Origin of the sequence: Pantoea sp. QMID4 (genome assembly GCF_030270445.1) — a bacterium.
Classification (GTDB): domain Bacteria; phylum Pseudomonadota; class Gammaproteobacteria; order Enterobacterales; family Enterobacteriaceae; genus Pantoea; species Pantoea vagans.
Genome location: NZ_BSXL01000005.1, coordinates 315,748 through 339,435, shown reverse-complemented (window position 1 = coordinate 339,435; position 23,688 = coordinate 315,748). Strand labels below are relative to the sequence as shown.

Sequence of the window (23,688 nt, the reverse complement as noted above, 5' to 3'; positions counted from 1 at the left end):
CGGTTTTTCCCTATAAAGCAGAGTCGCCTATGTTAACTGATGCGCGTGTCTATGCTTACTCGGCTGTATTAATGGGTTCGCCCATCCTGCTCAAACTCTTCGAAGACAGCCAGACGCTGGCCGGACAGGTTTTCCGCCTGATCAGACAACAGGAGAATCTCTTTACGGTAAATCGCCCGGCCTCGGAAGTCATGGCGATTAACAATGCGGCAGGAGAGCATGCGGTGGTCGTCAGTCAGCCCGTGTTTGATTTGATCGCCTGTGCGCATGCGGTGAGCTTGTTGCCTGACAGCCTGTTTAATCTGGCTATCGGTCCGCTGGTGAAGTGCTGGAAGATCGGTTTCCAGGGCCACAGCGTTCCGTCAGAAGCCGATCTTCAGGCGCGCATGACGCTGATCAATCCGCAGGACGTTATCCTTGATGTTGCCACCCGCAGCGTGATGCTGGCACGGCCGGGAATGGAGATTGACCTGGGTGCCATCGCTAAAGGCTATATCGCCGACGTAGTCCAGACCTTTTTGCGTCAGCAGCAGGTCAGTAGTGCGCTGATCAATCTGGGCGGCAACGTTCATACGGTGGGCGTGCCGCCTGAAGAGGCGGGCTGGGCAATCGGTCTGAAAAAGCCGTTTGGTGAGGCCGATGCGCTGATCGGTGTCATCGGTGTGAACAACCGCTCGGTCGTGACGTCCGGTATCTATGAACGCTATTTCGAGCTGGATGCGGTCTGTTATCACCACATCCTGGATCCAAAGACCGGGTATCCGCTGGATAACGAGCTACTGAGCGTGACCGTGATTTCCGATCGCTCGCTGGATGGCGACATCTATACGACGCTGCTGTACGGACTGGGCGTTGAAAAGGGCATTGCCTGTCTGGCCGATAAACCGGGCATCGAAGCTATCTTTGTGACTCGTGACAGGCAGATCATCTGCTCGTCACAACGTCACTTTTCGTTTCAGTTACTCGACACGGACTACAGTCTGGTTCACTGACAGTATTGTTTGAGTAAGGTGTGATACTCCGGTTGCAGGCGATAGCGGTATACCGGACGGCCCGTGACCCCATAATGAATGCTGGTGAACAGAATATTAATCTGCGCCAGCCAGATCAGGTATTTACGGCACGAAACGCGCGAGATATTCACCTCGGTCGCCAGTTCGTCGGTAGAGAACTCGGTGCCGGGATGGGCGTCAATCCACAGGCACAGAGTACGCAGCGTCTGTGGCGTTAATCCTTTCGGCAGGCGTTTCTGTTCGCTGGCACCAGGTGGGTTACCATGCAACAGCTGATCAACGTCCGACTGCTGATAGAACTGATGATTATCCATCAGCGATTTTTTCTGACGCCAGCCGGTCAGCGCTTCTTCAAAGCGGGCAAACTGGAAAGGCTTGATCAGATAATCCACGACGCCATAGTTGAGCGAAGTCTTGATCGTGGCGGCATCGGCCGCTGATGAGATAATAATCACGTCAACCGGGCGTCCGGCGCTGCGCAGCGCCGGCAGCAGGTCAAGACCGTTTTCCTGCTGCATATAGATATCCAGCAGGATCAGATCAACCTGTGGTTCAGCCTCGGCCAGCCGCTCTTTGGCCTGTTGTAAGGTTGAGGCCGTGCCGCAGCAGGTAAAGCCTGGGATCTGCCCGATATAACAGCGATTCAGCTCGGCTACCATAGCGTCATCATCGACAACTAACACATTGATCATTGGGTAATCATTCCTCTCTCCCACGGAAGTTGCACAAAAAATTGGGTGAATACACCGGGTTCCGACTCAACACTGACATTACCGCCCAGGCTTTCGGTTTGCTGCTTAACCAGAAACAGTCCGACACCGCGATCGTCACCTTTTGACGAAACGCCGCGCTCAAAAATGGCGCTGAGCTGAGAGGTGTCGATACCCGGCCCGTCATCGCTCACTTCGCAGACTAACCAGCCATTCTGATAATGCAGCATGAGGTGAATTTCCCCTTCGGTTTCCGGGTCCAGCGCCTCAAGGGCATTTTCAATTAAATTGCCCAGCACGGTAATCAGAACCGCGCTCTGCTCCTCGCTGCCGCAGTCGGGCAGAAAACTCGCCTCATCGATAATCAGCTGATGACCTTCATCGGTTACCCGGTTGATTTTGCTAAGCAGGAATCCGGCAATGATCGGCGATTTGATCTTTTGCAACAGCGAACCGATCTCCTTCTGATAGGCGTTAGCAGTTTTCAGGATGTACTCTTCCATCTGTGCATAATTTTTCATGTGCAGCAGGCCCAGAATCACATGCAGCTTATTCATAAACTCATGGGACCGCTCACGTAATGCATCGACATAGTTTACCATGCCGTCCAGACGCTGCATCAGCTGGCTGATTTCGGTCTTATCCCTGAATGTCGTTACCGCGCCGATAATGCGGTCACGACTGCGCACCGGAACGGTGTTGCTGATCAGGATGCGATTACCCAGCGTCAGCTCCTGATCGTGCCAGGCTTTGCCCGCATGCAGCGCGTCCTGCTGATGGCGATGCATGACGCTCTCCTCAGCAATCAGGTCACCGCTTAGCGGCATTCTGCGGGTGGTCTCATGCAGCAGCTGCTGAGCCGCGTGGTTGATCAGGCTGACGCGTGACTGATCATCGACCGCAATCACCCCTTCTTTAATGGAATTCAGGATCGCCTGGCGCTGTTCAAACAGGCTGGAGATTTCGTGCGGCTCCAGCCCCAGCAATATTTTCTTGAGTCGCCTGACCAGAATCAGAATACCCAGCAGCCCGACCACACCGCCAAACAGGACGGTCCAGACGATATTCCAGCGACTCTTCGCAATCTGGGCCGCCACATCATTCAGCGCAATGCCGATTGCCACCACGCCAATCTGCTGATGCTGTGCGTTATAGACCGGCGTAAACACCCGCAGTGCCTCCACCAGCACGCCATGATTGACCGCCACATTTTCCCGACCGCCGAGCGTGGGATAGATGTCATTGCCGACAAAATGTTTGCCGATCACCGCGGCATTCGGATGTGAAAAGCGAATACCGCGCATATCCGTCACCACCACAAACAGCAGGCCGTTGCGTTTGCGCGCGGCTTCAGCCACGGGCTGAATCTGACTGCTGCCGTCTGGCAACAGTAACCCGCGCTGCACTTCCGGGCTGTCTGCCAGCGTTCGCGCCACCGCCATCGCTTTATCTTTAAGATGCGACTGGGCAAAGTTGTCAATCTGAACGAAATAGAGCAGATGGACAGCGAGCAACACGGTAACGATCACCGCCGTCATCATGAGGGTGGTCAGGGTACTGAGTTTCATGGGTCGTTTCGTCACGGCATGTCGGTTCTGTGGTTGGCTTGTCATCGATGTTCAGCACGGGTGGGGGATCGGCTGGAAACATACGCTAACTCACCGCATCAGTACAGTTTTAGCAGTCTGCGCGCGGGCGACAGAGCAATAACAATATTTGGGTTAGGGGATTGTATAATTCAAAAGACACCCTTAATGTGTGGTTAAAATATGTGAGCAATTCGGTAAGCCTTTTGTAATTAAATTAAGGCTAAATTGCTATTTTTAATTTTATAACTATTTTCACATTAACTCATAAATAACATTATTTTAAACTTTAAGGACTTTTTTTAACCAGTACCGTCTGAGCTGTAGATTAAAATGATGAATTCAAAGAAAGTTATTCCCACCCTTTCCCTCGCGGCCTTGTTAGTTTCTTCAGCCCTCCACGCTGAAACTTCACCAGAGAAAACCGATGTCCTGTTAATTGGCGGCGGCATTATGAGCGCCTCAATGGGCACCATGCTGGAAGAGCTGCAGCCTGGCTGGAAACAGATCATGGTCGAAAAGCTGGATGGCGTGGCGCTGGAATCCTCTAACGGCTGGAATAACGCCGGTACTGGTCACTCTGCTAACATGGAGCTGAACTATACGCCTGAGCGTAAAGATGGCTCGATCGACGTGTCCAAAGCGCTGGAAATCAACGAAGCCTTTATGGTCTCTCGCCAGTTCTGGAGTTCACAGATCAAAGAGGGCGTGATGCACGACCCGCGTTCTTTCATCAACTCAACGCCACACATGAGCTTTGTCTGGGGCGATAATGTCGACTTCCTGACCAAACGCTATGCGGCGCTGCAGAAAACGGCGCTGTTCCAGGGGATGAAGTTCTCAACCGATCACAAACAGATCGCGCAGTGGGCACCACTGGTAATGGAAGGTCGCGATCCCCAGCAGAAAGTGGCCGCTACCTGGACGCCAGTCGGCACCGACGTTAACTATGGTGAAATTACCCGTCAGCTGATCGGCAGCCTGAAAAAGAATGATAACTTCCGTCTGGAAACCTCATCGGAAGTGACCGACTTCAAACGCAACGGCGACAATTCCTGGCACGTCACGATTAAAGATGCCAAAAACGGCAACGAACGTGCGGTTGACGCGAAATATGTCTTCATCGGTGCAGGCGGCGGCGCACTGAAGTTACTGCAGAAGACCGGCATCCCGGAAGCCGATAATTATGCAGGCTTCCCGGTCGGTGGTTCATTCCTGGTCACCGAAAACAGTGCCATCGCCGATCGTCATCTGGCGAAAGTCTACGGTCAGGCTTCAACCGGTGCACCGCCGATGTCCGTTCCGCATCTGGATACCCGTTATCTGGATGGCAAACGCGTCGTGCTGTTTGGACCGTTTGCGACTTTCTCAACCAAGTTCCTGAAAAACGGCTCGCTGTTTGATCTGCTGAGCACCACCACTACTCATAACATCGTGCCAATGACCGATGTGGGTATGGATAACTTCGATCTGGTGAAATACCTGATTGGACAGGTAATGCTGAGTGATGAAGATCGCTTCGAATCGTTGAAAGAGTACTATCCGAACGCGAAGAAAGAGGACTGGAAACTGATTCAGGCCGGTCAGCGTGTGCAGATTATCAAGAAAGATGCTGATAAAGGTGGCGTGCTGAAACTGGGCACAGAAATTGTGACCGATCAGCAGAAAACCGTGGCGGCGCTGCTGGGTGCTTCTCCTGGTGCATCAACCGCAGCGCCGATCTCTCTGAGCGTGATGCAGAAACTGTTCCCGGAAGAGTTTAAGTCACCGGAATGGCAGGCGAAGATCCACAAAATGATCCCAGGCTACGGTCAGAAACTGAATGACAACGTGCCGTTACTGCAGCAGGTCTGGAATGAGACCGCAGCGACCCTGCAGCTGACCACGCCGCCCGTGATCAACATGGAAGGCAAAACCGCAGACGCGCCAGCTGCACAGCCTCAGCAGGCTGCGCCTTCAGCGAAACACGACATGGCGCTGTAAAACAGCAGCCTGACGTAAAAAAAGCCCGCCCAGGTTTACCTGCGCGGGCTTTTTTATTGCTTCGTTTTCAGACTTACTCCGGCGTGTTACCGCGCCAGTTTCCCCACGGATTCTCCGCTGGTGTCTTATCTGCGTTGCTAGCCGCTTCTTCACGCGCTGCCGGTTGCACGTTTAACGAGGCCAGATAAAGCGCTTCGACTTCAGCCCGCGCCCACGGTGTACGGCGTAAAAACTTCAGACTCGATTTAACGCTGGGATCGCTTTTAAAGCAGTTAATGTTGATCCGTTTTGCCAGCTCTGCCCAGCCATACTGCGCGACTAAACTGTTTATCTGCATCTCCAGCGTGATGCCATGCAGAGGATCGTTTGAGGTGTGTGCGTTCATCATCTATCCGCCTGATTCATTCAATGCCGCGTATCCTGACAATCGCAAAGCGGTTGTGCAAGGACTGAAGGTGAAAAAGAGCGTGTGGAGGTGTGCAACCGCAGATTTATGTGCCTGAAGTAACGCGACGGGCAGAAGTTTGCGCAGATGAGCAGCGATTATGCTAATCATAAGCGACTGATGAGGCTTTAAAAGGATCGCCTGCCATGCCTGCTCTTGCTGATAATCTGCTCTCATCCGCCAGCCGAAAGCGTGCTCTGCTTGCCGGTTCGGTCGGTAATTTCATTGAATGGTATGAGTTCGCGGTCTATGGCTTTCTGGCTACCGTGATTGCGCAGAACTTTTTCCGGCTGGAAGGCGAGTCCGCGCTGACCGGGTTGCTGCTGACCTATGCGTCGTTCGCTATCGCCTTTTTCTTCCGTCCACTGGGTGCCATTGTTTTTGGCCGGATGGGCGATCACATCGGGCGAAAACCCACACTGATTTTTGTATTGATAATGATGACGCTGGCGACAGCCGCCATCGGTCTGGTTCCGACCTATGCCCAACTGGGTATTCTGGCGCCGCTGATCGTTACCGGTCTGCGCATTCTGCAGGGCCTGTTTGCCGGAGGCGAGTATGGCGGGGCGGTGTCGCTGATGACCGAATTTGCACCTCGCGGAAAGCGCGGTCTGTATGGCGCGTGGCAATCCTTTACCGTGGCGCTGGGATTACTGGCAGGCGCGGGCACAGTGGCATTGCTCTCAGTGCTGCTGACGCCAGAGCAGATGCTGAGCTGGGGCTGGCGCATCCCGTTCTTTATCGCACTGCCGCTGGGCGTGCTGGCACTCTGGCTGCGGGTGCAGATGGAAGAGACGCCCGCGTTTGTTCAGCAGCAGGCAGAGCCCCATGCAAAAGTAAACGCCAGCCTGGGTGACACGCTGAAAACGATTCTGCTGGGGATCTGCCGGCTGATGGTGTGGTCGGCGGCAGGTTACACCTGGCTGGTGATCATGCCGACTTATCTTCAGGCATCGCTGCACACCGGATTTAACCAGGCACTGCTGATTGCGGTGATATCGAATCTCGGCTTTGCCGCCACCATTATCCCGGCCGGGATGCTGAGCGACAGAATTGGCCGCCGCGCCGTAATGGTCTCCGCGGCGATACTGTTGCTGGTGCTCTCTCTGCCGCTGTTAAACGTTTTGCAGGCAGAGAGTACCGGACTGCTGCCCAAAGCGCTGGTGGTATTTATTGCAGGTGGCGTGGTCGGGTTGCTGGCGGGGCCAGGGCCCGCGATGCTGGCCGAGATGTTTCCGACACGCGTGCGTTACACCGGGTTGGGCCTGGCCTATTCGCTCTCCAACGCGGTCTTTTCCGGCTGCGCCGGATTGATCATTACCAGCCTGATCAAAGAGACCGGTAATCCTGATATTCCCGCCTGGTATGTGATGGCGACGGCGCTGGTCAGTATTGTTGCGTTGATGACGCTGAATAAAAATGATCATCTGCGACTGCTGGATGAGCCGCCGTCGCACTGAGTTCTGGATGGTGAATTGAGCGGTAAAAGATAATCAGGCAGCCTGTTAGCGTTAACGCCCGCGAGGGGCAGGCGTTGGTTATTCAGAACAGATTAGCGATCCTGCGATGACGATAAACTGAAAACCTGATCGCGCGAGCGGACTTTATCCGCATGGTTATCGGCAATGATAATCACAGCCGCCATAATCAGGCCCATAACAATGATGATTAATTTACGCAGCAGCATAAGCCATTACTCCTGTTGAATGAACTAACCCAGGTGAGTAGCCGTTATTGTGGCTTAATCAACGAGTTAATTTGAATATTGGTCTATTATGGCTAAAAGATAAACGTTATTTTTTGATCGTGATGCGGTTTATCCATATCAGATGAAATAAAGAAGCTGTGCGGGTTATGTATTAAACGCGCACTAAACAAAATCATTAAATTTTTCGGTTTTTGTTCCGGACACCTTCGGCGCGTGAGGCCAGCACTGCCTGTATACTCCGAACGTCACCCATGCCACAGGCTGCCTGCACCGGAATCTTCACATTGTCGGCCATCATGGGGAGAATGATAAAAATAACGATAATGCGGCGGGTATAATGCCGCCCTCATCCAATCCGTTAGTGATAATAATACCGGCGCCAGGTTTTTCGACCTGCTGTGAATGAGTAACATAGGGCGTCAGCGCACAACGAATAATTTAAATGCGGTGCTGTCTTAAGACGCTGAGTATTTAGAGATCACGCAGCTTATTAATTACCACCACCTCAACGTTCTTTTCAATAAAAATTTCAGCCGTTGGCCATCAGAAATTCATAACTGGTCCATTGATTAGCGTTGCACCAAAAGGTTGTTGGTCAGCGGCTTCGTTTCTCGAAACTGCTCACATATGCGGTCCACTGCATTGTAGTGTGACTCGACAGGGTATCCTGTCAGGCACTCAGGCCATTACTCTCGCGTACCTCGATTTTTGCACCGAATGGATCAGCCAGTAAAGGATCTGATATGGAGAGGCAGGTAACGGAACGGAGGGCAGGGATAAACAGGTCATCATGATATTGAAAGCAAAGAGAGCAGCAGAAAAAAATAAAAGGCGCCCGAAGGCGCCTCTGTGGTGTGAACTGATGTGATGAATTACACCAGCTGCTGGGCCGTCGTTTCCACCAGCGTCAGCAACACTTTGATATCTTCCAGCGTTACTGTTGGGTTAAGCAGGGTCATCTTCAGACAGGTGACGCCATCGTGCTCGGTCACGCCAACGTTGGCGCGGCCTGACTCCAGCAGGGCATCCCCGATGCGCTGGTTCAGCAGGGCGATATCCACACTGCTGAGATGCGCCAGATGCGCCGGGCGATAGCGGAACAGCACACTGGCAAGCTGTGGTTTCATCACCAGCTCCAGAGCAGGCTGCTCTTCAACGTACTGTGCCACCTGCTGCGCCAGCGTCACACCGTGGTCGATGATTTCGGCATACTGCTTCTGACCCAGCGCTTCCAGACCCATCCACAGTTTCAGTGCATCAAAACGACGGGTGGTCTGCAGCGATTTTGAGACCAGATTCGGCACGCCCTGTGCTTCATCAAACTCCGAGTTCAGGTAGGCTGCCTGATAGCGCATCAGCTCGTAGTGACGTGCTTCTTTCAGCAGAAAGGCCCCACAGCTGATGGTCTGGAAGAACTGCTTGTGGAAGTCCAGCGTAATGGAGTCGACCAGCTCAATGCCATCCAGATAGTTACGATACTTCTCTGAAAGCAGCAGCGCGCCGCCCCAGGCCGCATCGACGTGCACCCAGATGTTCTCTTGCGCCGCCAGCGCCGCGATTTCACGCAGCGGATCGATTGCACCGGCATCGGTAGTCCCCGCCGTGGCAACGATCGCCAGAATGTTTTCGCCGTTAGCTTTGGATGTGGCCAGCTTCTGACGCAGGTCATCCATGTCCATGCGGGCAAAACGATCACATTTCACCTGCGTGACGGACTGATAGCCCAGACCCAGCAGCGCCATGTTTTTCTGTACGGAGAAGTGCGCATTCTCTGAACAGAAGACTTTAATCTTCTTCAGATCGCCGGTTAAACCATCCTGCTGAACAGAATGACCCTGACGCGCAAACCAGGCGTCACGCGCCAGCATCAGACCCATCAGGTTGCTCTGGGTGCCGCCGCTGGTGAAGACGCCCGCGTCGCCAGGCTGATAACCGACCTGGGTGCGCAGCCACTCAATCAGCTTCATCTCAATCAGGGTGGCAGACGGTGCCTGATCCCATGAGTCCATGCTCTGATTGGTGGCATTGATCAGCACTTCCGCCGCCTGGCTGATGACCAGGCTCGGACAGTGCAGGTGCGCCACACACTGCGGGTGATGCACCGACAGGCTGTCTTTGAGGAAGTACTCAATGGCGCGTTCAATCGCGGCCTGGTTACCCAGGCCCTGAGGATTGAAGTCCAGCGTGATGCGCTCGCGCAGCTCTGCGACGGTTTTTCCCTGATACATCTCAGGTTGTTCCAGCCACTTAACGACGGCCGCGCTACTCTGGGCAATCGCCTGCTGGTAGGCCTCGGTACTCTGTGCTGAGGCCGCCAGAATCGGGTTTAACCGGGACATTGCATTCACTCCACTTAAACTGCTTTCACGCCAGCGGACAGCAGGGCGTTTTCAAATTTATCCAGGAACACGTCCAGTTCTGCATCTGTGATCAGCAGGGAAGGCAGCAGACGTAATACGCTGCCGTGACGTCCGCCACGCTCCAGAATCAGGCCGTTCTCAAAACATTTTTTCTGTACCAGCGCAGAAAGCTCACCATCTGCCGGGAAGCTGCCCATGTGGTCAGCAGGCTCATTGGGTTTAACCAGCTCAATACCAATCATCAGACCCAGACCACGCACGTTGCCGATAACCGGATAGCGCTGCTGCAACTCGCCCAGTTTGCCTTTCAGCCATTCGCCCTGTGCCGCGACTTTGTCAGCGATGTTATTGTCTTTCAGCAGCTTCAGCGTGGTCAGGCCGGTAGCCATCGCCAGCTGGTTGCCACGGAAGGTGCCGGTGTGGTGACCCGGAGACCAGGCGTCGAACTCTTTCTTAATACCCAGTACTGCCAGTGGCAGACCGCCGCCGACCGCTTTGGACATCACGATGATGTCTGGCTCAATTCCCGCGTGCTCGAAGGCGAAGAATTTACCGGTACGGGCAATACCCGCCTGGACTTCGTCGATGATCAGCAGAATGCCGTGCTCTTTGGTCACTTTGCGGATGCGCTGCAGCCACTCAGCCGGTGCCGGGTTAACCCCGCCTTCACCCTGAACCGCTTCAAGAATCACCGCCGCAGGTTTGCGAACGCCGCTTTCAACGTCATTGATCAGGTTTTCGAAGTAGTAAGTCAGCGCTTTCACGCCTGCTTCACCGCCAATACCCAGCGGGCAGCGATAAAGGTGCGGATAAGGCATGAACTGCACTTCCGGCATCATGCCGTCTACAGCTTCTTTCGGTGACAGGTTACCGGTGACCGACAGCGCGCCGTGGGTCATACCGTGATACGCACCCGAGAAGCTGATGATACCAGAACGACCGGTGTGTTTTTTCGCCAGTTTCAGCGCCGCTTCAACAGCATCTGCGCCGGACGGGCCGGTAAACTGCAGGCAGTATTCTTTGCCCTGACCCGGCAATACCGAGAGCAGGTACTCAGAGAACTCATCCTTTAACGGCGTAGTTAAATCGAGCGTATGTAACGGCAAGCCGCTGGTAATGACATGTTGAATGCTCTGCAGAACGTCTGGATGGTTATGACCCAACGCCAGCGTTCCGGCACCGGCAAGACAGTCGAGATACTGGTTATTCTCGACATCGGTGATCCAGACACCCTGAGCTTTCGCAATCGCGAACGGCAATTTGCGAGGATAACTTCGAACGTTTGATTCAAATTCAGCCTGACGGGCTAAATAGGTTTCGTTGGTTGCGTTTAAGTTCTGTGCATTCAAACTATCAATACGGACTTTATCCGTCATCATATCTCTCCTACAACCGGGACGGGCGTAGCGTCACAGTTGAATAAATGAATTAAATAGGTGGCTATGTGAAAATCGCGGCCAATATAGGTGTTTTTCAGGTCCGACTCAATGATTAATTTTATCGGGCGATACCGGATTCTTTACTATAGGAATCAATCAGTTGGTGGGTTTGTGACCGCATGCATTATTGCCGCTTCGGTAACGGCTTTCTAATAAATGGCGTAAAAACACCAGCTTACCTGTCTTAACATGCGCTAAGTCAATGATAATAATCTGTGTAAATAGCTGTTTCCGGCTAAAAACGCTATCAAAATGGGGGCTTCTCAGACATAAAAAGCATAAGTCAGTTTAACTGACGAAGCGGCATTAATAGCCGCTGAAAACCGCATAACAATTAAAATAATAAACCTTTCTTTAACATTTAATTAATATTTGGTGGCAGGTAAATCGTAATAACCGTGATTAACGGTATGAAGACAGGACAAATTCAACGAACTGGTTGAGGTCTGCCATGGCTTCGCGAGCTTTGGCCTCTGAAGGATTTATGGTCAGTAAATCCGCATAGCCGTTCAGCATGGCGCTGATTTGTCTGGCGGTGCGGGGTACATCATCACACCGCAGCGTGCCGTCGGCGACGCCGTCACGGATAATCCCTTCCATCAGTGCCTGCCACACTTCTGTCATCTCTTCAGCCAGTGCAGCATAAGCGTCATTGTGCGCAGCCATCTGCCAGAAAGAGGCATAGAGTTGCCAGGTGGCATCCGGTGCACTCGGCAGATGGCTTTCAAACAGGGTTTGCAGCCGCTGACTCGGTGTGAGCACAGCCAGTGTGTCGGCAAAATTTTCAGAATCAACCCGCATGAAGCGTTCCAGCGCCGCCAGGCGAAGTGTCTGCCAGTTGCTGAAGTAGTGGTAAATATGACTGCGTGAAATACCCACCGACTCGGTGAGCTCCCGGGTGGTCACTTTTTCAATCCCTCTCTCAATAAACAACACGATCGCTGCATCCAGGATTCGGGTTCTCAATGCTTCCGCTGACTCTTTCATTATTCTCTCTATCACTGCCACGTTGACTTTGAGCAACTGCTCAAATAGACTGCTTTTCGTACTTGAGCAACCGCTCAAGAGCGACGCTATCAGAAACAGAAACTATGTCTTCCCCAAAAACGATCCTGCCCGTTGCGGCTCCCCGCAGCGCTATTCTGACATTAAAAATGCTTGGCCGCCGCCATAGCCGTAAGCTATTCCTCACGCTGCTGCTGGTGGTGGCGGAAAACGTCATGTATCTGCTTTATCCGCTGCTGGCGGGCTTTGCTATCAACGCCATACTCTCCGGCAGGACCTGGCATGCAGTGCTCTATGCGGCGATGGTCTTTACCATGTGGGCCATCGGCGCAGCGCGGCGCAGTGTCGATACCCGTACTTTTGCCCGCATCTATGCTGAGCTGGCCGTACCGGTAATTGTGGCACAGCGCAGCGAAAAACAGAGTGCGTCGACGATTGCTGCACGGGTGGCGTTGTCTCGCGAATTTGTCGACTTTTTCGAGAAGCATCTGCCGGTGCTGATTACTTCGCTGGCGTCAATGACCGGTGCGGCAGTGATGCTGCTGGCTATCGAGTTCTGGACCGGCGTAGCCTGTCTGGCGATCCTGCTGTTCTTCGCCTGTTTCCTGCCGGGATTTACCCGCAAGAATGATGCGCTGTTTGGCCGTCTTAACAACCGGCTGGAGAAAGAAGTGAGCATTGTCAGCAACGCGAACGCCGCGTCACTGGGCCGCCACTATGGCGTGCTGGCCAGTCTGCGAATCCGTCTCTCGGATCGGGAAGCATGCGGCTATCTGGCCATCGGTAGCGTGGCGGCATTGCTGTTCGCGGTCACCATCGCGTTGATGTCGGGGCGTGGCGGCACCAATGCGGGTCATATCTACTCTGTGATGACCTATATGTGGATGTTTGCCATGAGCCTGGATGATGGCCCTCAGCTGCTGGAGAAATATTCACAGCTCAAAGACATTGGCCGTCGGGTGAATACCGGTACGCACTGATTTTGCCGATCTCTGGCACATAACTGAAGCAACCGCCGGACTTCCCGGCGGCTGTTGAGATAAAGCGCCAAAACCCGGCACCGCAACGACCGCGGGAGCTGGGTTAATCATCCAGTTCAGCCGGTTTAAAGGCTCTGAATGCATTATCGGACGGCATATAGCCCAGCACCTCGCGCGTCTGTGTCAGATCAAAGCGTTTAAAACGATTATCGGAAATGCCGTAGCCAATAAAGAAGGTGATGTTCTCTGCCTCGACAGCGCTAGTCAGTAATCGTACTGCATCATCCGGACTCAGCCATGCACTGTAATCCCGCGCCGTGTGCTGGCTATTATCCAGTTTCGCTTCAAACGCTCCGATTCTCAATGCCACGCAGCTCAGACCGTGCTGGCTGGCATAGAAAGCGCAAAGGGCTTCCCCATAACATTTGGTGACGCCATACAGATTTGCAGGACAGACAGCCATGCCGGGATGTATCTGAACATCTGTCGGATAGCCCTCAATGGTCTGCGCACTGCTGGCAAACACCAGACGACGACAGCGATGCTCTGCAGCTGCCTTCAGTAACCAGGTGGTGGAAAGAATGTTCGCCGGCAGCAGATCGTCGAAACTGGCCTGTGCATCAGGAATTCCGGCGAGATGGATGACGGTATCGACAGATCCTTCTGACAATACGTTCTCTGCCCCATCCGGTTGCGACAACTCCGCTGCGATAAACCGATGCGGGGCAGGGATCGCGTAGTCGGGCTCCCGCACATCCGTCAGGATAAAACGATAACGATCCTGGCTGGCTGCAAAGAAGGTCCGGCCGATGCGTCCGCTGGCACCGGTAAGAAGGATCACTCTGGTCGTCATCTGCTGATTCCTGTTAAGTAACCTGTAAAATAAAAACGCGTTAACCGGTCAGTTAAGCAGACATTCCCGACTTAAGCCTGCGTGACCTCTTCGGAGTGTGAGCGGGCACAGCGTGAATCGTTCCTGACCTGCACAGTGGAAGCGTGCCGCTGGAACAGCTTTAACTGTGCGTCAGATCGCAAAATGGGTTGCTTAGCGCGGCATGACTTTCTATAGTCAGGTCGCTTCATCCGGATGGGAACACGTTCTGCTTTCTCCCGCCGGCTCACGTCAGCTTTTCAGTTCAGGCCATTGGGAATCAATTTTGTTAAGAAAAAATCATAAAACCGACAATGCCGGTTTTGTCCGCTGGGCATTACTCGCTCTGGCACTGGGCGGCTTTGGTATCGGGACTGGTGAGTTCATCATGATGGGCCTGCTGCCCGATGTTTCACGCTCTCTGGCGATCACCGAACCGCAGGCGGGCAACGCCATTGCCAGTTACGCGCTGGGTGTGGTGGTGGGCGCACCGTTTATTGCCGTTCTGGCGGCGCGGATGGCGCGTAAAGCGCTGCTGCTGATCCTGATGGCGCTGTTCAGCGTCGGCAATGTCGCCAGCGCGATGGCCGACAGCTATCACGGCCTGCTGGTGGCGCGCTTTCTGACCGGCCTGCCGCACGGGGCTTACTTTGGCGTGGCATCGCTGGTGGCGGCTTCGCTGGTGCCGCTTGAACGGCGCGGTCGTGCGCTGGCGTCACTGATGCTGGGGCTGACGGTGGCGACCCTGATTGGCGTGCCGCTGGGCTCATGGATTGGGCAGCTATTCAGCTGGCACGTGGTGTTCACCTTTGTGGGCGCGATTGGTCTCCTGACCTGCCTGCTGATTGGTCGCTATGTGCCTTACACGCCAGGCGATGCGGATGCGCATCCGCTGCGCGAACTGGGGGCGCTGAAAAACCCACAGGTGCTGCTGACCCTACTGGTAGGCGCGGTCGGCTTTGGCGGCATGTTCGCGATCTTCAGTTATATCGCGCCAACGCTGATTAATATCGCTGGCATCTCTCCTTCGCTCATCCCATGGGCGATGGTGGCGTTTGGACTGGGAATGATCATCGGTAATCTGGTTGGAGGACGACTGGCTGATGGTTCAGTGCTCAACATTATTGGCTGGACGCTGTTATGGAACGTGCTGGTGATGCTGGCCTTCCCGGTATTGGTTCAGCATGTGGCCACCGGAATGCTGGCGACCTTCCTGATTGGCACCTGCTCGGTGCTGCTGCCGTCGTTACAGATTCGCCTGATGGATGTCGCCAATGATTCGCAAACGCTGGCGGCTGCAATGAACCATTCGGCGCTGAATATCGCCAATGCAATGGGCGCTTATCTTGGTGGCCTGACGGTGTCGCTGGGCTATGGCTGGATCTCCACGGCCTGGGTCGGCGTGGCGCTGGGTGTGGCCGGTCTGATGGTGTTTGTGATGACGGCGCGCCATGCTGCCCGTCAGCAGGTTCAGCCAGCCTGACCGAAATAGTGCAGGGCGCAGCGACAGACATGGCCGCTGCGCCGCATTTGCCCGGACCTGCAGTATTATTTTTCTCCAACACTGATGACTTCGTTTTCATTAATCTGAACGTTCAGAAATCATTATCTATCCGACAGCCCTGAAAATCTAAAAAACCTTAAAGATCAATCAGTTTTCATATGGCGCCCGGATATTGAAATTAAATTAAAACAATGTTTTTTTAAGTCGGCTCAGGCATGGTTCCTGTGTAAGCTCTGTTATCAATAATGCTTACAATCGCGATGACGGCAATAGCCTGAGCAGATAAGCCTGAATTTATAAAAAAAAACCGCCTTGTACGGGTTTTTTGCTTTTATGCCTGGCTGAATATATGCGCAATGCTTTAGCCCGCAACAGAGTTTCGCGTGGGCCATTATCAGACTGAGCCTGTTCATCTTAAGCTTGCGATCAGCCACTGCTGCAATTCTGTCAGCTCCGCCTGCTGTGTCGGGAAATCGGCAATCAGTTGACTCAGCACGTGCTCCAGTGCATCGGGCCGGTAAGTGACGTTCTGCATCCGCTGGGCCAGCGCGTCGAGCGGCGCGGGATTGAGGCTGTCGCTGAAAATCTGACAGCGGCTGATCATGCCGCGTTCGACATCGAAGTGAATCTCCACACCGCCCCAGACAAAACGCTGGTCCAGCAGGTGCGAGAAGTCAGGTGCCTGTCCGAAATTCCACTCCCAGCTACTCTGCTTTGCGAACTGCTCAGTGAATCCAGGCAGGTCTGGCAGGGCATCGGGAGAGATCATCTCCGGCTCACACTGCTCGCCGAAATGTTTAAAAAATGCGTCCGTCACCGCGGAGCAGATCGCCTGATAGCTGATACCCGGCGTTAACTCCGTCAGATTGGCGACCCTGGCGCGCACTGACGTAATCCCTTTGGCCTACAGTTTTTTCACATCAGGATTAAGGTAATCTGCCAGCCGGGAAAGATCGGCATCCATCAAAATAGTGCCGTGATGAAAACCGCGATCGGGTGTTTCACAATACGCTGCCCCGGAGATTTTGCGCAGTCCGTCAGATGTGTTCACCACTAAATCGTTACGGCCGGATGCTACCGCCGGAACGCCCAGCGCGTTCAGCGCGCGCAGGATAATAGCAGTTGAAACGCTTTTGTCGTACTCCGGTTTGCCGGCCATAAAAGTAAAACAACAGTTGCCGAGATCGTGAAAAACCGCGTCACCGCCGCTGCTGCGACGCGCAAGACGGATGCCATCTTCCGCCATGCGACGAGTGTTGCACTCTTTCCACGGATTCTGTGCACGGCCAATGACTACCGTTTCCGCATTCCGCCACAAGAACAGCACCCGCTGGGTGGCGGGCATCTGCCGGAAAATACACTCTTCAACTGCCAGGTTAAACCAGGGGTCACTGGATTCCGACAACAGTAAACGCAGCGTGGACATCATCTACTCCCATTCCTTATGCGAAGCGGCCCATAAAAACAGGGCAGAACGCAGAACTCTACCAGCACAAGCACGGACCCACATGCCTCTTCATGCCGTGATGCGGCGGTAAAAAAAGATTACATGCCGTCTGCGGCGCAATCACGGCAGATTGCTGCACAGCATTGTGCCAGTATGTTGTCTGAGTCTGCTCATTTTATTGCTTATTTTCCCCACTGAGATTAAAAACCCTATGAACGCGTCCGCTGGCATAGCGATGAAGATCACAGCTGCGTTGAGCTCCACGCTGATGCTGGCCTGTGTTAAAGGACTGGATGGGGCCATTCCGGTTGGTGAAGTGATTTTTTTCCGCTCGCTGCTGGCACTGGTCCCGCTGCTCATCTGGCTGCGCGTTCAGGGCAGCGTGCTGGATGGCATACGCACCCGTAATATTCGCGGGCATTTTGTGCGCGGGCTGGCCGGAACTGGCGGCCTCTATTTCAGCTATCTATCGCTGCTCTACATCTCACTGACCGACGCCACCGCGATTAACTATGCCGCGCCGCTGTTTACCGTGCTGCTGGCGGCTCTGCTGCTGCGTGAAAAAGTGCGGCACCATCGCTGGGTGGCGGTCTTCACCGGTTTCAGCGGCATTCTGGTGATGTTCTCCGGGCATCTTTCGCTGACGCAGTCGGCGTCATTTTCGCTCTCCGCGTCGGCGGGCATTCTGCTGGCGCTGATGGCGGCCTTCTGTACCGCCTGCGCGCTGGTCCAGATTCGGTTTCTTAACGGCAAAGAGAAGCCGGGCGCCATCGCCTTCTGGTTCGCCATCACCACAGCGTTAACGTCGCTGATCACGCTGCCGGGGGGCTGGAAAGTGCCGCACGGTAATCAGATAGCGCTACTGATAGGTTGCGGGCTGCTGGGCGGAATCACGCAGATTCTGATGACACTGAGCCTGCGGTACGCCGAAGCCTCCCTGCTGGCGCCGTTCGATTACACCACGCTGATCTGGTCTGTCGCGGTGGGATATCTGTTGCTGGGTAACCTGCCAGCGACCACCACGGTCATCGGTGCGGTTCTGGTGGTGTGCGGCGGCCTCTATTCAGTGCTGTATGAGCGCTACCGTTTTCGTAAAGCGCAGGTAGCGGATATCACGACCTGAGCAGAACAGGCATCACATTACTGAATAACGAAAGGATGATAACGTACTGTTATCAACTTGTGGTCGCGGCGAAAAAATGAACGGTTGTATCGATTACTTAATCGTGAAGTTTTCCTGATGGCAACGGTGCAGGTGAGTGCAGGTCAGCGGGTGCAGCGTAAGCTGCTGGTGCCGCGCCTCTCTCTGATGATGTTATCTGGGGCAGCTGGTCGGTAACGCTGGGGGCTGGTGATGACCCGTCAAAATATCAGATCGCTCTTACGCAGGTAACACGGCCAGATCGGAAAAACGCAAAAGCTGTTATCCATGACTGCTCGGCCCGCGCAATGATGCACCTCATCCCTGAGGTGCGCCCGTTACCGGGTTAATGCTTTGCGTTGTTTGATAACCCTCCCGGCGTTTTTGTCCCTGGACGGCGGAGCGCTTCCCTCTCCTGGCCCTATACCTGCGCGTTTAGCTAATTTGTTGGGGCGAGTTTAAAACTGCATCACTGCGCGTTAAGAAACGCCAGCAGATCCTGATTCAGCTGATCCTGATGCGTTACCGCGAAACCATGCGGCGCATTGTCATAGACTTTGAGTTCAGCACCCTCAATCATCTCCGCTGCCACTTTGCCCGTTGATTCAAACGGCACGATCTGATCGTTGCTGCCATGAATCACCAGCGTCGGCACATTGACTTTCGCTACGTCTGCGCGGAAATCGGTTTCCGCAAACGCGGTAACGCAGTCCACGGTGCTTTTCAGCGAGGCCAGCAGCGCGATGTTCAGCGTCTGCGTCATCACGCCCTCTGAAACGGTCTGTCCGGCGTTGGTGCCATAAAACGGGGTGGCGAACTCTTTGATAAACTGCGCGCGATCCTTGAGCAGACCCTCACGAATTCCCTCGAATACCGACATATCGACACCCTGCGGATAGTCTGTCGTTTTGCCAAAGATAGGCGTAACGGCACCCAGCAGCACCAGCGCCGCGACGCGATCGCTGCCGTAACTGCCGATGTAGCGCGTAACGTCGCCGCCACCCATGGAGAAACCCACCAGCGTCACATTCTGCAGGTCGAGATGGGTGATCAGGTCATTAATATCCGAGGCGAAGGTATCGTAGTCGTTACCGGTCCAGGGCTGATCGGAGCGACCAAAACCACGACGGTCAAACGCAATAACCCGATAGCCGTTATCGGCCAGGAATTTCATCTGGCTGTCCCACATATCGGCATCCAGCGGCCAGCCGTGGCTGAACAACACAGGCTTACCGGTGCCCCAGTCCTTGAAGTAGATTTGTGTGCCGTCGGTCGTTTTAAAGGTGCTCATGGTATTGCCCTCTGTATGACGTGATGGATAAAAAGTTGATAGTGCGCCAGTTACACTGGCGCCACCAGATAGCGAACTTCGGGTGAGCGCTCGCCCTGATGAAAAGCGAAAACCCGCCGCTCTGTTTTTTTATCGTTGATGGTGTCGCGCTCTTTCTGACGCAGATGCTCGACCCAGGAGCCGACCACAAACGTCTCAACGAAAATGCCGGGCTGAATTATAAAGTGACCAGTTCATGGCGCCACCGCGGCGTCTGACCCGTCGTATATCCTGCATGCAGACGGTAAAAGCGTGTGCATCATCAATAGTAATCCGGTATTCGTAATTCGTCCTGACCGGCCCGCGTTCATGACGAATATCCAGCGCAGGTGCGGTAACATACTTTGCATTAACTGAGATGGATAAACACCGGAAAATCAATGTTATAAATTTTGCTCGTTAAATAGTTACAACATTCAATTTGATATAATAGCGATTCGGAGCATTAACTCTCTGCCGCTGCCGTTCAGGACACCATAACATCCGGTTGAATTTTCGCTTACGCAGCAGCAAAACACGACAGAATGACTGCGGTAAGAAGTCATTACATTTAAAAAAGCCTTACCCGTCAGCGATTAACCTCAATAAGCGTAGCGGTATTTATGGCGTGGCCGTCAATCCTCTCTAAGCTTGGAAGGCAACCCTTTTATTTCGGGGATATTTTCCAGCCCAGTGCTATCCGCCATGTCGTCATGAGGCTCATATGAGTGAAAATTACTGCACCATTCTTTTCAATGGTGAACGGTTAGAAGGGTTAACAGATCAACCGCTGATCGATTTTCTGGATGCTCACGGAAAAAAACTACATCATGTCTGTTATCACCCGGCTTTAACGCCGCTACAAAGCTGTGATGTCTGTTGGGTAGATGCGAATGGCGAGCGGGTGCGCGGCTGCACGCTTCGTAGTGAAGAGGGTCTGACGGTCCGGAGTGAAGGCAGGGCGCTGAAAGCCGCGCAGCAGGAGGGCATGGATCGGCTGCTCAATCGTCATGAGCTTTACTGCACCGTATGCGAACACAATACCGGTGACTGTACACTGCATAACACAGTAGCCGATATGCACATCCCGATTCAGTACTATCCTCATCAGCCCAAGCCTTACGCGAAAGATCACTCCAATCCGTTTTACACCTACGACCCTGACCAGTGCATCTTATGCGGTCGCTGTGTCGAGGCGTGCCAGAATGTCGAGGTCAACGAGACGCTTTCCATTGACTACACCCAGGCGCATCCGCGCGTGTTGTGGGATGGCGGAACTAAAATCGCCGGTTCCAGTTGCGTCAGCTGTGGGCACTGCGTTACGGTCTGCCCGTGCAATGCACTGCTGGAAAAAACCATGCAGCCCGATGCGGGTCCGTTTACCGCCATGGATGAAGGGCTGAAACGTCCGCTTATCGATTTTGTGAAAACGCTGGAAAACAGTATCGGCATGGAGCCGATTACCGGCGTGTCAAAAATTGACGTGGCGCTGCGCCAGTCTGAAATCAAACGCACCAAAACGGTCTGCACATACTGTGGTGTGGGCTGTAGCTTTGAAATATGGACCCGCGATCGCCATATCCTGAAAGTACAGCCGGTCGCCGAAGCGCCAGCTAATGGCATCTCCACCTGTGTTAAAGGCAAGTTTGGCTGGGATTTCGTCAACAGCCCGGAACGCCTGACAACGCCGCTGATTCGCGAGAATGGCCGCTTCCGGCCTGCCAGCTGGGATGAGGCATTACAGCGGGTTGCTGATGGATTACGTGGCGTGGCGCACAACTATGGCGGTGACGCGATAGGCTTTATTGGCTCCAGCAAGGCGAGTAATGAAGAAGCCTATCTGACCCAGAAAATCGCCCGCTTAATCTTCGGCACAAACAATGTCGATAACTCTTCCCGCTATTGTCAGAACCCGGCCACAGAAGGGCTGTTCCGCACTGTGGGCTACGGCGGCGATGCCGGAACGATTGAGGATCTGCAGCAGACCGATTTGATTGTGCTGGTCGGCAGCAACCTCTCCGAGAACCATCCGGTTATCGCTTCGCACATCAAACAGAGCCATAAACATCAAGGCCAGAAACTGCTGGTTGTCGATCCGCGTCGTCACGAAATGGCGGAACGGGCTGACTGCTATCTGCGCATCCGGGCAGGCACCGATCTCGTCTGGGCCTCGGCGATGGCGAAATATATGTTTGATCACGGTTATGCCGATGACGCGTTTCTGGCACAGCGGGTTAATCAGGTTGAAGAGTACCGCGCCTCGCTCGATATCTTTACGCTCGACTATGCCAGCGAGATCTGTGGCCTGAGCGAAGCCGAACTCACAATGGCGGCAGAGATGATCGGCCAGGCGGGCAGCGCCTGCATATTGTGGGCGATGGGGATTACCCAGCACAGCCACGGGGCCGACACCAGCACGGCGCTGTCGAACCTGCTGCTGGTCACCGGCAACTATGGCCGGCCTGGCACCGGCGGTTACCCGATGCGCGGACATAATAACGTGCAGGGTGCCAGCGACTTCGGCTGCCTGAGCAACCTCTATCCCGGCTATGAAAAAGTCACTGATGACGCGGTGCGGGAAAAATGGGCGCGTGCATGGGGCGTCTCTCCTGATGCACTCTCTGACAAGCCCGGCGCGGATAACTTCAAAATGGTGCAGGAGGCGGGTGAAGGCAAAATTCGCGCAATGTACATCACCGGCGAAGAGACCGCGTTTGCCGATGCTGATTCAGATAATGTGCATGCCGCCTTCAGCAGGCTCGAGTTTATGGTGGTTCAGGACATCTTCATGTCACGCACGGCTGAATTTGCTGATGTGGTATTGCCCGGTGCGCCCAGCGTGGAGAAAGAGGGCACCTTTGTGAACACCGAGCGGCGCATTCAGCACTTCTCGCCTGCCATGAAACCCCTTGGCGACTGTCGTCCCGACTGGCGGATCTTTACCGATCTCGCCGCACGCCTCGGTCACCCGTGGCATTATCCGAATCCGGGCGCGATCATGGCGGAGGCGGCGGGCATTGCAGATATTTTCGCTGGTGTTAGCTATGAGCAACTGGTCGGCTGGCAGTCGCAGCTCTGGCCTGTCAATGCCGCAGGCGAAAGCACGCCGCGTCTTTACACGGAACGGTTTAATTTCCCGGATGGTAAAGCCCGGCTTCATCCGCTGAGCTGGCAGCCACCTGCTGAGCAGGAGGATGCAGAGTACAATCTGCTACTGAATAACGGCAGGATGCTGGAGCATTTCCAGTCGATGAACCAGACCGGGCAGGGTGGCCGCATGATGTCGCTGTCGCCTGATGCTTTTGTTGAGATCTCACCGGAACTGGCTGCCTCGCGCGCGCTGACCGAAGGAGAATGGGTGCGCATTACCTCAAGGCGCGGCATGATGGATGTCCCGGTTGTTATCACCGATCGTGTAGCGGGTAACGTGCTGTTTATGCCGATTCATCATGGTAAGGATGGCGTCAATGTGCTGACCGGCGAACATCACGATCCCGACGTCAACACACCGGCTTATAAAGAGCTTGCCGTAAACATGAAGCGAATCGAACGGCGGACGCAGCCCAATCCGCTGCCGCTGCACAACTTCCGCTACGGTAATCGTACCCCGCTGGATCATCTGCCGATTGAGCAAAAATGGCAGCAGGCAGGCTACCGTGAACCGCCTGAACACGCAGACAAACCGGAGAAATTTTAATGGCAGAACGGATGAAATATCAGGTCACGCCGACACGCACCGAGCCGACCGCGCGCGAAGCAATGGATGAGCTGATTGAAAATCTCCACCAGCATGGCTTTCTGCGGCTGGCGAACGATCTGGTTAAGTCAAACTGTGAGGTGGGGAAAATTCTGGTCTCAGGTCTTAATCAGCCCGGTACCCAGAACGCGCTTCAGAACCTTTCGCTGCTGATGATGACGCTGGGCAGCGTGCCACCAGAGCGGTTTAATCATCTGCTGCTGGCGGTACGTGATGCCGCGATGGCGGTCAAACCGGCGCGCGATGAGGCGCGTCAGGACAAAGCCTCGCCAGGCATTCGAGGCATTATCCGGTTACTCAATGACGAGGAACTATGGCGCGGGCTGCGGCCGATCTTCGCCGCGCTGAAGGTCTTTTCACAGCAGATTGACCGTGAAGAGCAGAAGCCGATCACCCGCTTCAGTGGCAAGCCCACCCGCGAGTAACTCAG

Annotated in this window: 18 protein-coding genes and 2 pseudogenes; 8 read left to right on the top strand and 12 right to left on the bottom strand. The window is 54.2% G+C overall.

What is annotated here, in order from left to right; all coding sequences use genetic code 11:
• Positions 1-29: 29 nt before the first annotated feature.
• Positions 30-992, top strand: a complete 963-nt coding sequence (locus QSK07_RS13605) for an FAD:protein FMN transferase (protein ID WP_285721534.1) — start codon at positions 30-32, stop codon at positions 990-992.
• Here the strand turns inward: QSK07_RS13605 and dcuR are convergent.
• Together dcuR and QSK07_RS13595 are read right to left on the bottom strand one after the other, a co-directional pair.
• Positions 986-1,705, bottom strand: a complete 720-nt coding sequence (dcuR, locus tag QSK07_RS13600; RefSeq protein ID WP_285721535.1) for a two-component system response regulator DcuR — start codon at positions 1,703-1,705, stop codon at positions 986-988. The two genes, QSK07_RS13605 and dcuR, sit on opposite strands and share 7 nt — an antisense overlap.
• On the bottom strand, positions 1,702-3,336 hold the full coding sequence (locus tag QSK07_RS13595) for a sensor histidine kinase (protein WP_502921712.1): 1,635 nt from the start codon (positions 3,334-3,336) through the stop codon (positions 1,702-1,704). Before QSK07_RS13595 ends, dcuR begins: the two co-directional genes overlap by 4 nt.
• A 306-nt stretch (positions 3,337-3,642) precedes the next feature.
• Between QSK07_RS13595 and mqo the strand changes: the two genes are divergently transcribed.
• Positions 3,643-5,292, top strand: coding sequence for a malate dehydrogenase (quinone) (mqo, locus tag QSK07_RS13590; protein ID WP_285721537.1), 1,650 nt, complete (start codon positions 3,643-3,645; stop codon positions 5,290-5,292).
• Between the two features lie 73 nt (positions 5,293-5,365).
• On the opposite strand, the gene QSK07_RS13585 is transcribed toward mqo, so the two are convergent.
• The gene (locus tag QSK07_RS13585; protein ID WP_275222121.1) at positions 5,366-5,677 is read right to left on the bottom strand and encodes a VF530 family protein; all 312 of its coding nucleotides are present in this window, start codon (positions 5,675-5,677) and stop codon (positions 5,366-5,368) included.
• Between the two features lie 206 nt (positions 5,678-5,883).
• On the opposite strand from QSK07_RS13585, the gene QSK07_RS13580 reads away from it, so the two are divergent.
• On the top strand, positions 5,884-7,197 hold the full coding sequence (locus tag QSK07_RS13580; protein ID WP_285721538.1) for an MFS transporter: 1,314 nt from the start codon (positions 5,884-5,886) through the stop codon (positions 7,195-7,197).
• A 92-nt stretch (positions 7,198-7,289) separates the two neighbouring features.
• Here the strand turns inward: QSK07_RS13580 and QSK07_RS13575 are convergent, their stop codons facing one another.
• The 5 genes from QSK07_RS13575 to QSK07_RS13560 all read right to left on the bottom strand — a co-directional run bounded on the left by QSK07_RS13575 (position 7,290) and on the right by QSK07_RS13560 (position 12,231).
• Positions 7,290-7,424, bottom strand: a complete 135-nt coding sequence (locus QSK07_RS13575; RefSeq protein ID WP_275221774.1) for a hypothetical protein — start codon at positions 7,422-7,424, stop codon at positions 7,290-7,292.
• A gap of 196 nt (positions 7,425-7,620) precedes the next feature.
• The gene (locus tag QSK07_RS22850) at positions 7,621-7,752 is read right to left on the bottom strand and encodes a hypothetical protein (protein ID WP_352230965.1); all 132 of its coding nucleotides are present in this window, start codon (positions 7,750-7,752) and stop codon (positions 7,621-7,623) included.
• A 565-nt stretch (positions 7,753-8,317) separates the two neighbouring features.
• On the bottom strand, positions 8,318-9,784 hold the full coding sequence (locus tag QSK07_RS13570) for a pyridoxal phosphate-dependent decarboxylase family protein (protein ID WP_285721539.1): 1,467 nt from the start codon (positions 9,782-9,784) through the stop codon (positions 8,318-8,320).
• Between the two features lie 14 nt (positions 9,785-9,798).
• Positions 9,799-11,184, bottom strand: coding sequence for a diaminobutyrate--2-oxoglutarate transaminase (locus QSK07_RS13565; RefSeq protein WP_275221776.1), 1,386 nt, complete (start codon positions 11,182-11,184; stop codon positions 9,799-9,801).
• A 462-nt stretch (positions 11,185-11,646) separates the two neighbouring features.
• Positions 11,647-12,231 carry a TetR/AcrR family transcriptional regulator gene (locus tag QSK07_RS13560; RefSeq protein WP_098050153.1) on the bottom strand — a complete coding sequence of 195 codons (585 nt, stop codon included), beginning with the start codon at positions 12,229-12,231 and terminating at the stop codon, positions 11,647-11,649.
• Between the two features lie 104 nt (positions 12,232-12,335).
• Here QSK07_RS13560 and QSK07_RS13555 point away from each other — a divergent pair, with 104 nt between their 5' ends.
• Positions 12,336-13,229, top strand: a complete 894-nt coding sequence (locus QSK07_RS13555) for an ABC transporter six-transmembrane domain-containing protein (protein ID WP_285721540.1) — start codon at positions 12,336-12,338, stop codon at positions 13,227-13,229.
• Between the two features lie 103 nt (positions 13,230-13,332).
• On the opposite strand, the gene QSK07_RS13550 is transcribed toward QSK07_RS13555, so the two are convergent.
• Positions 13,333-14,082, bottom strand: coding sequence for an NAD-dependent epimerase/dehydratase family protein (locus QSK07_RS13550; RefSeq protein ID WP_285721541.1), 750 nt, complete (start codon positions 14,080-14,082; stop codon positions 13,333-13,335).
• A 304-nt stretch (positions 14,083-14,386) separates the two neighbouring features.
• Between QSK07_RS13550 and QSK07_RS13545 the strand changes: the two genes are divergently transcribed.
• Positions 14,387-15,583 carry an MFS transporter gene (locus QSK07_RS13545; RefSeq protein WP_098050150.1) on the top strand — a complete coding sequence of 399 codons (1,197 nt, stop codon included), beginning with the start codon at positions 14,387-14,389 and terminating at the stop codon, positions 15,581-15,583.
• A gap of 430 nt (positions 15,584-16,013) precedes the next feature.
• Here QSK07_RS13545 and lplA read toward each other — a convergent pair.
• Positions 16,014-17,030 (bottom strand): annotated as a pseudogene (lplA, locus tag QSK07_RS13540) (lipoate--protein ligase).
• Positions 17,031-17,262: 232 nt separating this feature from the next.
• Between lplA and QSK07_RS13535 the strand changes: the two are divergent.
• Entirely contained in the window at positions 17,263-18,174 is a 912-nt protein-coding gene (locus tag QSK07_RS13535) for a DMT family transporter (protein WP_285721542.1), read from the top strand.
• A gap of 487 nt (positions 18,175-18,661) precedes the next feature.
• On the opposite strand, the gene QSK07_RS13530 is transcribed toward QSK07_RS13535, so the two are convergent.
• Positions 18,662-19,483, bottom strand: a complete 822-nt coding sequence (locus QSK07_RS13530; protein WP_285721543.1) for an alpha/beta fold hydrolase — start codon at positions 19,481-19,483, stop codon at positions 18,662-18,664.
• A gap of 50 nt (positions 19,484-19,533) precedes the next feature.
• Positions 19,534-19,861, bottom strand: a pseudogene (locus QSK07_RS13525) (MFS transporter); the annotation flags it as partial.
• 364 nt (positions 19,862-20,225) lie between these two features.
• On the opposite strand from QSK07_RS13525, the gene fdhF reads away from it, so the two are divergent.
• Both fdhF and QSK07_RS13515 read left to right on the top strand, forming a co-directional pair.
• The gene (fdhF, locus tag QSK07_RS13520; protein WP_285721544.1) at positions 20,226-23,198 is read left to right on the top strand and encodes a formate dehydrogenase subunit alpha; all 2,973 of its coding nucleotides are present in this window, start codon (positions 20,226-20,228) and stop codon (positions 23,196-23,198) included.
• The gene (locus tag QSK07_RS13515; protein WP_285721545.1) at positions 23,198-23,683 is read left to right on the top strand and encodes a helical membrane plugin domain-containing protein; all 486 of its coding nucleotides are present in this window, start codon (positions 23,198-23,200) and stop codon (positions 23,681-23,683) included. The genes fdhF and QSK07_RS13515 overlap by 1 nt, the downstream gene beginning before the upstream one ends.
• Positions 23,684-23,688 lie beyond the last annotated feature (5 nt).